At 66.0% G+C, this 9,796-nt stretch carries 8 protein-coding genes; 3 read left to right on the top strand and 5 right to left on the bottom strand.

Going from position 1 to position 9,796, the window contains the following annotated elements:
• On the top strand, positions 1-507 hold a 507-nt coding region (locus Q5H94_RS09745), incomplete at its 5' end, for an AAA family ATPase (RefSeq protein ID WP_304561064.1).
• A 21-nt stretch (positions 508-528) separates the two neighbouring features.
• Here the strand turns inward: Q5H94_RS09745 and Q5H94_RS09740 are convergent.
• The 4 genes from Q5H94_RS09740 to Q5H94_RS09725 all read right to left on the bottom strand — a co-directional run bounded on the left by Q5H94_RS09740 (position 529) and on the right by Q5H94_RS09725 (position 4,362).
• Positions 529-1,080 carry a DNA-3-methyladenine glycosylase I gene (locus tag Q5H94_RS09740; RefSeq protein ID WP_304561063.1) on the bottom strand — a complete coding sequence of 184 codons (552 nt, stop codon included), beginning with the start codon at positions 1,078-1,080 and terminating at the stop codon, positions 529-531.
• Positions 1,081-1,094: 14 nt separating this feature from the next.
• Positions 1,095-3,257: a TonB-dependent receptor gene (locus Q5H94_RS09735; RefSeq protein WP_304561062.1), complete on the bottom strand. Its 2,163-nt coding sequence runs from the start codon at positions 3,255-3,257 to the stop codon at positions 1,095-1,097.
• 188 nt (positions 3,258-3,445) lie between these two features.
• On the bottom strand, positions 3,446-3,922 hold the full coding sequence (locus tag Q5H94_RS09730) for a vgr related protein (protein ID WP_304561061.1): 477 nt from the start codon (positions 3,920-3,922) through the stop codon (positions 3,446-3,448).
• Positions 3,922-4,362, bottom strand: a complete 441-nt coding sequence (locus Q5H94_RS09725) for a copper chaperone PCu(A)C (RefSeq protein ID WP_304561060.1) — start codon at positions 4,360-4,362, stop codon at positions 3,922-3,924. The genes Q5H94_RS09730 and Q5H94_RS09725 overlap by 1 nt, the downstream gene beginning before the upstream one ends.
• 164 nt (positions 4,363-4,526) lie before the next feature.
• Between Q5H94_RS09725 and dnaK the strand changes: the two genes are divergently transcribed.
• Both dnaK and dnaJ read left to right on the top strand, forming a co-directional pair.
• A complete protein-coding gene (gene dnaK / locus Q5H94_RS09720; RefSeq protein WP_304561059.1) occupies positions 4,527-6,422 on the top strand; it encodes a molecular chaperone DnaK in 1,896 nt (631 codons plus the stop codon).
• A gap of 142 nt (positions 6,423-6,564) precedes the next feature.
• A complete protein-coding gene (gene dnaJ, locus Q5H94_RS09715) occupies positions 6,565-7,689 on the top strand; it encodes a molecular chaperone DnaJ (RefSeq protein ID WP_304561058.1) in 1,125 nt (374 codons plus the stop codon).
• A 696-nt stretch (positions 7,690-8,385) separates the two neighbouring features.
• Here dnaJ and purB read toward each other — a convergent pair.
• Complete coding sequence (gene purB, locus Q5H94_RS09710; RefSeq protein WP_304561057.1) at positions 8,386-9,696, bottom strand: adenylosuccinate lyase; 1,311 nt, start codon at positions 9,694-9,696, stop codon at positions 8,386-8,388.
• Positions 9,697-9,796 lie beyond the last annotated feature (100 nt).

Below are 9,796 nucleotides of genomic sequence, written 5' to 3'. Positions count from 1 at the left end.
GTCAAGCGCGCGTCGGATCTGCTTTCGAAATGGGTCGGTGAGACCGAAAAGCAGATCGCCGAGGCCTTTGCCGAGGCGCGGCGTGCGGAAAGCGTGTTGCTGTTCGACGAGGCCGATTCGCTGCTGTTCGACCGGACGCGCGCGACCAGCAGTTGGGAGGTGGGGCAGGTCAACGAACTGCTGACCTGGCTTGACCGGCACCCGCTGCCGGTCGTCGCCGCGACCAATCACCCCGGCAGCCTCGATCCGGCGACCTTGCGACGCTTCGTGTTCAAGCTCGATCTGCGTCCGCTCGGACAGGCGCGCGCCGCGCAGGCGTTCGTGCGCTTCTTCGGGGTGGCGGCCCCGGCGGCGTTGGGCGAATTGCGCAACCTGACGCCCGGCGACTTCGCTGTCGTCGCGCGACAATTGCGGCACGCGCCTGCGACGAACGCGCTCGAGATCGTCGAGCGGCTGCGGTGCGAGAGTCTCGTCAAACCGGAACACGGAGGGCGCATCGGCTTCTAGCCGGTCGCTCTCCGGCGCGCATCACGCCTCCGTTCGCCGGAAGCAGCCCTTCTCATGGTCGTTGGTGATGCCGACGGCCTGCATCCAGGCGTAGACGATGGTCGGGCCGACGAACTTGAAGCCGCGTTTCTTCAGATCCTTAGAGATCGCGCCGGACATGTCGCTCTGCGTGGTCGCGGTGCTGCCGGCGATCGGCTTGCCGCCGGTGAACGACCAGCAATAGGCGGCGAAATCCTCGCCCGCTGCCTGCATCTCGTTGAAGAGGCGCGCGCCGGTGATGGTCGCGACGATCTTCGCGCGCGCCCGCACGATGCCGGGGTCGGCCATCAGCCGCTCGATATCCGCGTCGCCGAAGGCGGCGACCTTCACCGGATCGAACCCGGCGAAGGCGGCGCGAAAACCCTCGCGCTTGCGCAGGATGATCTCCCACGACAGCCCGGCCTGGAAACCCTCCAGCATCAGCGTTTCCCACAACATGCGCGGATCCCGCTCCGGCACGCCCCATTCGGTGTCGTGATAGTGTTGCATGAGCGGGTTGGAGCCCGCCCATGCGCAACGCTGCCTGTCGTCCATGACGGACGTTTAGCCTAGATTCCGACGCGCAGCGACACCCGGATGTCGCGCCCGGCGAGCGGGGCGAAATCCTTGAGAAAGCTCGAATGGCGGCGCGCGTTCACGTCGAAGATGTTGTTCGCGCTCAGCGTCAGTCGCGTCTTGCTGTCCTTGCCGAAGGGCGACACGCCGACGCTGGCGTTGACCATCGTGTAGCCGTCGGTCGGCGTCTCGAACTGGGCGACGCGGGTCTGGTCGAAGGCATGTTCGACCTCGCCGCGCACGCTGAACAGATCGTTCTGCGCCTCGATCCCGCCGAGCACGCGCATCGGCGGGATGCGCGGGGCGGGGCCCTCGTCGACGATCGTGGCGTGGACATAGTCGCCGATGACGTCGGCGTTGATCTTGGTCGATCCGACCGAGAACAGATACGCCTGCAGGCTCCCCTCGAAACCGTAATAGCGGGCATCGGCCTGCTGACTCTGGAAGCACGGCAGGTCGACGGTGCGGCCCGACGGCGCGGCCGCCGCCTCGCAGACCGACGGATCGACCTGATTCTCCGAAATGTAGTTCTGGAACCAGTTGTAGTAGGCCGATGCGTCGAAGTTCACGCGGTCGCCGTGGATGTGGAGCGTCGCCTCCAGCCCCCAGCTCTTCTCGACGCGGAAATCGGGGTCGCCGAGTTCATAGGCCTGCGTGCCGGCATGCGCGCCGTTGGCGAACAGTTCCTCGGCGGACGGCGCGCGCTCGGTGTGCGATCCGTTGAGGCCGATGCGGATATTGTCGGTGATGCCGTAGCTCGCGCCGAGCGAGCCCGACACCGCGCCGAAGCTGCGCTTGCCGGTGAAGAAGCGCAGGTCGCCCTCGTCGGCGCGCGCGGCGAGATCGGTCATCTCGTAGCGCACGCCGGCCTCCGCCTTCAGCGCGCCGAAATCGAGCTGCTGGACGGTGAACAGGCCGACCTGGTTGGTCTCGTTGCGCGGCAGGAACGCCTCGTCGCCGACGACGCGGAACAGGCGGTTGAAGAACTGCACGCCCGAAGCCCCGCTCCACACGCCGCGCTTGGCCTGCACCAGCTCGAGCCGGCCCTCGGTGCCGTTGTTGTAGAAGGCGGTGCCGACCGAGCCGTCTTCCTCCAGCTCGAAATGGCGGTAATCGGCATGGCCGACGCGGATGCGGATACTGTCGAGGAAGCCGCCGTAGGTCTTCACCTCGCCGCGCAGATCGACACGGTTCTGCACGATGCTGAGGCGCGGCGCTTCCTGCTCCTGTCCGACCTCGGTCGCGTAGCGGATCGGTACGCCGTAGAAGCTGTCGTAATGGCTGTACGACACGCCGAGCATCCCGCCATCGGTGATGTAGCTCGCGCCGACGCCCGCCGTCCACGTGGTCGCCGCGGAATTGGGGAGCGTGCCCTTGATCGCGGCGGACGCGGCGAAGTCGATCGGCTCGTCCGCACCGGGCTGCGGCAGGCCGACCTGGCTGAGCGCGGCGGCGCGTGCGGTAGGGGAGAGGGCATAGCCGCCGATCTTGAGATCGTCCGACTTCAGATACGATCCGTCGGCATGCAGCACGATATGCTTGCCGAGCGCGACATCGCCCGCCGCTTCGAACGAACGCTCGTTGGCGGCCGAACCGTATGTGGCGATGCCTGCCAGCCGGTAGCCGTTCTCGGGCACGGTGCGCGGAATGCGCGTATCGACGACGTTGACGACACCGCCCACCGCCGACGATCCGAACAGCAACGCCGAAGGCCCGCGCAACACCTCGATCCGCTCGGCCAGCAGGGGATCGATCACCACGGCGTGATCGACCGAGGTGTTCGACACGTCGATCGAGCCGATGCCGTCGGTCAGCACGCGGATGCGCTCGCCCTGGAAGCCGCGCAGGATCGGGCGCGACGCGGTCGGCCCGAACGAGGTCGCCGACACGCCGGGCAGATGCGCCAGCGTCTCGCCGATCGAGGGCCGCAGCGACCGCGCGAGCTCCTCGCCCTTCAGAACGGAGGTGCCCTGCAGCACGTCGCTCTCGCTGGTGCGGAAGGGGGCGGTGACGATGACGTCCTGCGGCGTGCCGGCGGCGGGAGCGGCCTGATCGGCAGCCGTATCGCTGGCGGCGGCATCGGAGGGGACTTCCGCGAAGGCCGGCGCGCTGGAGAGAAGCGCGAGCGCGCTGATACCGAAGGCAAATGATTTCATGATTTTTCGTCTGTTCCCTGAACTCGAGGCCGCTTTCTACGCCTTCATGTTATAATGTCACTAGCGTGAAATGAGATATTGTCACCTGTTCGTCGCGCGATCGCATCGTTTTGCCGCAAGTGCGAACACTAGTGCGGCCGGCGATGACGGGATGATGACGTGCGGGTGAAGAGGTGGTGCGGGCCGACTCAGCGCGGCGCGGTGCCGAATGGCAGGATGGTCTCGTACACCGCCCGATCCGGCGCGCCGATCACCCGGCTCCCGCGCCGCAGCAGGAAGGTGTGGCGGACGATCTCGGCCTGCTGCTCGATGCCGTAGCTCCTGAGCGGCTGTCCGGGCCGGATCGCATAATCGTAGCGGCAGAAGGGGTGCCGCCGCGTCGGCAGATACCAGCGGCCGCGCGTCTGCGTCTGCCACACATGCGTCATCTCATGCACGAACAGCCCCTGCGCGGAGAGGTCGGCGGCGGCGAAATCCTCGCTCCACGTATGGCCCCTGGGGTGAAAGTGAATGTGCCCGCACGGCGCCATCACCGTCTCGCGCGGCTGGAAGAACGCCCATTTGCCGCGCACCATCCGCACCGCGCCGTAATCGATCGCGTCGCCGAACACGGTCGCCGCAAGCGCGGCCTCGCCCGCGGTCAGCGCCCGAACCTCTCGCGGCATCAGCTATACGGCGCCGCCGCGCCCGGCGCGATCAGTACGGCCTCCTTCTCCAGCCGCGTGCCGTCGGAGAAGGTGAAGACGAGCGTGATCGTCTTGCCCACCTTCATTCCCGGATTGAGATCGAAGATCATCAGATGCTTCCCGCCCGGCTTGAACGCCACCGTCGCATCGGCGGGCAGCGCGACGTGATCGATCGGCTTCATCATCGCCATGCCGCCGTGCGTCATCGATTCGTGCATCTCGGTCTTGATCGCGACCTCGGTATGGACCGAGATCAGCGTCGTCGCCGCCGTGCCGCCATGAAGCGTGAAATAGCCCGACGCCGGCCGCCCCGGCGCAGCGGCGGTGCGGATATAGGCATCGTCGATATAGACCTGCTTGGGCTGGCCGCAGCCATCCAGACCTGCCAGCGATACGATCAGCAACAACAACAGGCGCAAGGGGCACGCTCCCGCTTCGGGAAAGGATGCTTCGCTCTAGGCTGTCGAAAATCTTGCGACAAGCGAAAGCCCCCCTATATCCCCGGCAGTAAAGCGGCGCTCTCCCACGCGGGGCACGCCGCGATTGTGGCAAACTTTGAACTGACGGGGGCCGTAGAGGACCAATGGCAAAAGTAATCGGTATCGATCTGGGCACGACCAACAGCTGCGTTTCCGTGATGGAAGGCGGCAAGCCCAAGGTGATCGAGAATGCGGAAGGCGCGCGCACCACGCCGTCGATCGTCGCCTTCGCCAAGGATGGCGAGCGGCTGGTCGGCCAGCCGGCCAAGCGCCAGGCGGTGACCAACCCTGAGAACACGATCTTCGCGGTGAAGCGCCTGATCGGCCGCCGCTTCGACGATCCCATCACCAAGAAGGACACCGAGCTGGTTCCGTACCAGATCGTGCGCGGCAACAACGGCGACGCCTGGGTCGGCGCCGGCGGCAAGGAATATTCGCCGTCGCAGATCTCGGCCTTCACGCTCCAGAAGATGAAGGAAACCGCCGAACAGTATCTCGGCGAGACCGTGACGCAGGCCGTCATCACCGTGCCGGCCTATTTCAACGACGCGCAGCGCCAGGCGACCAAGGACGCCGGCCAGATCGCGGGCCTCGAAGTGCTGCGCATCATCAACGAGCCGACGGCGGCGGCGCTCGCCTACGGCCTCGACAAGGACACCAACAAGACCATCGCCGTGTACGATCTCGGCGGCGGCACGTTCGACATCTCGATCCTCGAGATCGGCGACGGCGTGTTCGAGGTGAAGGCCACCAACGGCGACACCTTCCTCGGCGGTGAGGATTTCGACAACAAGCTGCTCAACTTCCTGTCGGAAGACTTCAAGAAGGCCGAAGGCATCGATCTCACCAAGGACAAGCTGGCGCTCCAGCGTCTGAAGGAAGCGGCCGAGAAGGCGAAGATCGAGCTGTCGTCGGCGGCGACGACCGAGGTCAACCTGCCCTTCATCACGGCGGACCAGAACGGCCCGAAGCATCTCGTCAAGTCGATCACTCGCGCCGATCTCGAGCGGCTGGTCGAGGATCTGATCCAGCGCACGCTCGATCCGTGCAAGAAGGCACTGGCCGATGCGGGCGTGAAGGCGGCCGACATCACCGAAGTGGTGCTGGTCGGCGGCATGACGCGCATGCCCAAGGTCCGTCAGGTCGTGAAGGACTTCTTCGGCAAGGAGCCCCATTCGGGCGTCAACCCCGATGAGGTCGTGGCGATGGGCGCCGCCATCCAGGCGGGCGTGCTGCAGGGCGACGTCAAGGACGTGCTGCTGCTCGACGTGACCCCGCTGTCGCTCGGCATCGAGACGCTGGGCGGCGTGTTCACGCGCATGATCGATCGTAACACGACGATCCCGACCAAGAAGTCGCAGACCTATTCGACCGCGGACGACAACCAGAACGCCGTCACCATCCGCGTTTTCCAGGGCGAGCGCGAGATGGCGGCCGACAACAAGCAGCTCGGCAATTTCGACCTCGTCGGAATCCCGCCGGCGCCGCGCGGCGTGCCGCAGATCGAGGTGACGTTCGACATCGATGCCAACGGCATCGTCAACGTCTCGGCGCGCGACAAGGGCACCGGCAAGGAGCAGCAGATCCGCATCCAGGCTTCGGGCGGTCTGTCGGATCGCGACATCGAACAGATGGTCCGCGATGCCGAGCAGTTCGCCGAAGAGGACAAGAAGCGCCGCGAGGCGGCCGAGGCGAAGAACAACGCTGAGAGCCTCGTCCACACGACGGAGCGCCAGCTCGCGGAGAATGGCGACAAGGTCGACGCCGCGCTGAAGGGCGAGATCGAGACCGCGATCGCCGACACCAAGACGGCGATCGAGGGCGGCGACGCCGAGGCGATGAAGGAAAAGGCGGCGGCGCTCGCGCAGGTCGCGATGAAGCTCGGCCAGGCGATCTACGAGAAGCAGGCGCAGTCGGAGGCTTCGCCCTCGGCCGAGGAAGCTCCGAAGGAAGACGTGGTCGACGCCGAATTCTCCGAGGTCGACGACAACAAGGCATGATGGTCGCCCTCTCCCCGCTTGCGGGGAGAGGGTAGCCGAGCGAAGCGATGGCGGGAGAGGGGCAGTCGTGAACGTCCGGTTTGGAACTGCCCCTCTCCCAAACCCTCTCTCCGCAATCGGGGAGAGGGCTTAAGGGCCGGACATGACCACCGAAGTCGATTTCTACGAACTGCTCGAAGTCGAGCGCACCGCGGACGATGGCACGATCAAGGCATCGTACCGCAAGCTCGCGATGAAATATCACCCGGATCGCAACGCCGGGTGCAAGGATTCCGAGGGCCGCTTCAAGGCGATCAGCGAGGCTTATGATTGCCTCAAGGATCCGCAGAAGCGCGCGGCCTATGATCGTTTCGGCCATGCCGCCTTCCGTAACGGCGGGCCCGGCGGTGGCGGTGGCGGCGCGCAGGATTTCGGCGCGTTCAGCGACATTTTCGAAAACATCTTCGGCGAATTCATGGGCGGCCAGCAGGGCGGGGGCCGCGCTGGCCCGCGCCGCGGCGCGGACCTGCGCTACGACATGGAAATCGGCCTCGAGGATGCCTTCCACGGCCACTCGACCGACGTGACGGTCGACGTGTCGGCGGCGTGCGACACCTGCGACGGCACCGGCGCCAAGAAGGGCACCTCCGCCAAGGCGTGCAACACCTGCGCTGGCCACGGCAAGGTGCGCGCGCAGCAGGGCTTCTTCGTGGTCGAGCGCACCTGCCCGACCTGCCACGGCGCGGGCCGGGTCATCTCCGATCCGTGCAACGCCTGCCACGGCGAGGGCCGCGTCGAAAAGACCAAGACGCTCACGGTCAACATCCCGCCTGGGGTGGATGAGGGCACGCGCATCCGCCTGACCGGCGAGGGCGAGGCGGGCCTGCGCGGCGCGCCCGCGGGCGACCTCTACATCTTCCTGCACGTCTCCCGGCATCCGCTGTTCGAGCGGGAGGGCACGACGCTGCTCGCGCGCGCGCCGATCAGCTTCACGACGGCGGCTCTGGGCGGCGAGATCGTCATTCCGGGCCCGGACGGCGAGGATCATGTCCTCAAGATCCCGGCCGGCACGCAACACGGCCGCGAACTGCGCCAGCGCGGTGCAGGCATGCCCGTGCTGCAGGGGCGCGGACGCGGCGATCTGGTCGTGCGGATCGAGGTCGAGACGCCGACCAAGCTGAGCGCGCGGCAACGCGAACTGCTAGAGGAACTGCGCGCGACCGAGACCGGCGCCGAGACACCGCAATCGACCGGCTTCTTCCAGAAGATGAAGGAAGCCTGGGGCTAGGCACTCACTGGCGATCAGCGCTGATTGCTGACGTCCCATCCACGTGCGTAACCGTCATCCCGGACTTGTTCCGGGGGCCAACGTCGGGCGGGCGATACCGCTCGAACCACCTGCCGCAGCGTGCGGAGCCTTGGACCCCGGCACAAGGCCGCGGTGACGGATTGGGATGGTCGACGGCAGCAACCCAATCGAACGCGCTGTCCTACATCTGCCCTCCCATGCTATCGCTATGACCGTTCTTTCTTATCGTCGGTCGTCAAGCAGCCGGGCGTTTCCTGAAGCGTATGCGCATCAGAACGTGTCGATCTATATGGAAGCGTTCGCCGCAGATCGGATCAATTTCGGAAACAATCGACCCGGAAAGTTTCGATTCAGGCGTCAATCTGTCAAGCGAACTATCACTTTCGTGCGACGCTGGCGCTACCCTCCACCGCCCTTTCCGCCCCTGTGATTAGCAGGAGCGGGTGGGCCGATGGATCAGAGGTAGAGAACCTCGACCACCAGCGCGACGCCTGCGAACGCCATAAGGCTGCTCGCGAGGCCCTGCATGATGCGCATGGTTGGGTCTCCGAATGCCGGATCAGTCCGGCACCGGCGATATGAAATTTGTTGCTCGATTGCGCAATATTATTACGCGCATTCGCAGTTGCAGCATTTGCACGCTGAACCGTGCCATTTTGTCGATGAGTTGAGACTTTAGTCGAACACTCGCGCGAAAATCGTGTCGACGTGCTTGAGGTGATAGCCGAGATCGAACTTGTCCTCGATCTCCTCCGGCGACAGCGCAGCCGTCACTTCCGCATCGGCCTTGAGCAGCTCGAGCAGCGAAAGCTCGCCGTCCGATTCCCAAACCTTCATCGCGTTGCGCTGGACGAGGCGGTAGCTGTCCTCGCGGCTCACCCCCGCCTGTGTCAGCGCCAGCAGCACGCGCTGCGAATGGACGAGGCCACCCATCTTGTTGAGGTTCTTCTCCATCCGCGCCGGATACACGAGCAGCTTCTCGATCACCCCGGTCAGCCGCGCCAGCGCGAAGTCGAGCGTGATCGTCGCGTCCGGCCCGAAGAAGCGCTCGACGGAGGAGTGCGAGATATCGCGCTCATGCCACAGCGCGACGTTCTCCAGCGCCGGCACCACCGCCGCGCGCACGACGCGGGCGAGGCCGGTGAGGTTCTCGGTCAGCACCGGGTTGCGCTTGTGCGGCATCGCCGAGCTGCCCTTCTGACCCGGCGAGAAATATTCCTCCGCCTCCAGCACTTCGGTGCGCTGCAGGTGCCGCACCTCGACCGCAAGCCGCTCGATCGACGAGGCGATCACGCCCAGCGTCGCGAAGAACATCGCGTGCCGGTCACGCGGGATGACCTGCGTCGATACGGGCTCGACCGACAGGCCGAGCTTCTCGGCGACATGCACCTCCACCGACGGGTCGATATTGGCGAAGGTGCCGACCGCGCCCGAGATCGCGCAGGTGGCGATATCCTCGCGCGCCGCGATCAGCCGCTTCTTGCAGCGCGCGAACTCGGCATAGGCCTCGGCCATCTTCAGACCGAACGTCACCGGCTCGGCATGGATGCCGTGGCTGCGGCCGATCGTCGGCGTCATCTTGTGCTCGAACGCGCGCGTCTTGATCGCCGCCAGCAGCGCGTCGAGATCGGCCAGCAGGATATCGGAGGCGCGCGCGAGCTGCACCGCGAGGCAGGTGTCGAGCACGTCCGAGCTGGTCATGCCCTGGTGCATGAAGCGCGCCTCGTCGCCGACCTGCTCCGCCACCCAGGTGAGGAAGGCGATGACGTCGTGCTTGGTGACGGCCTCGATCGCGTCGATCGCCGCGACGTCGATCGCCGGGTTCGTCGCCCACCAGTCCCACAGCGCCTTGGCCGCCGATTTCGGCACCACGCCGAGCTCGGCCAGCGCGTCGGTGGCGTGCGCCTCGATCTCGAACCAGATGCGGAAGCGCGCCTCCGGCGTCCAGATCGCAACCATGTCGGGGCGGGAATAACGGGGGACCATGTGTTTCCTTCGGGCGGATTGTCGCGGATTCGCGTCTGACTCGCGATGAGCCGCGCGTTAGCAGGGACGAGCCGACGCGCCAAACGCTTCGCGCAGGGAC

Source organism: Sphingomonas immobilis, assembly GCF_030580995.1.
In the GTDB taxonomy this organism is placed as follows: Bacteria; Pseudomonadota; Alphaproteobacteria; order Sphingomonadales; family Sphingomonadaceae; genus Sphingomonas; species Sphingomonas immobilis.
Note: the sequence above shows the minus strand (reverse complement) of the source record. Positions and strands in the feature narration are given on the sequence as shown.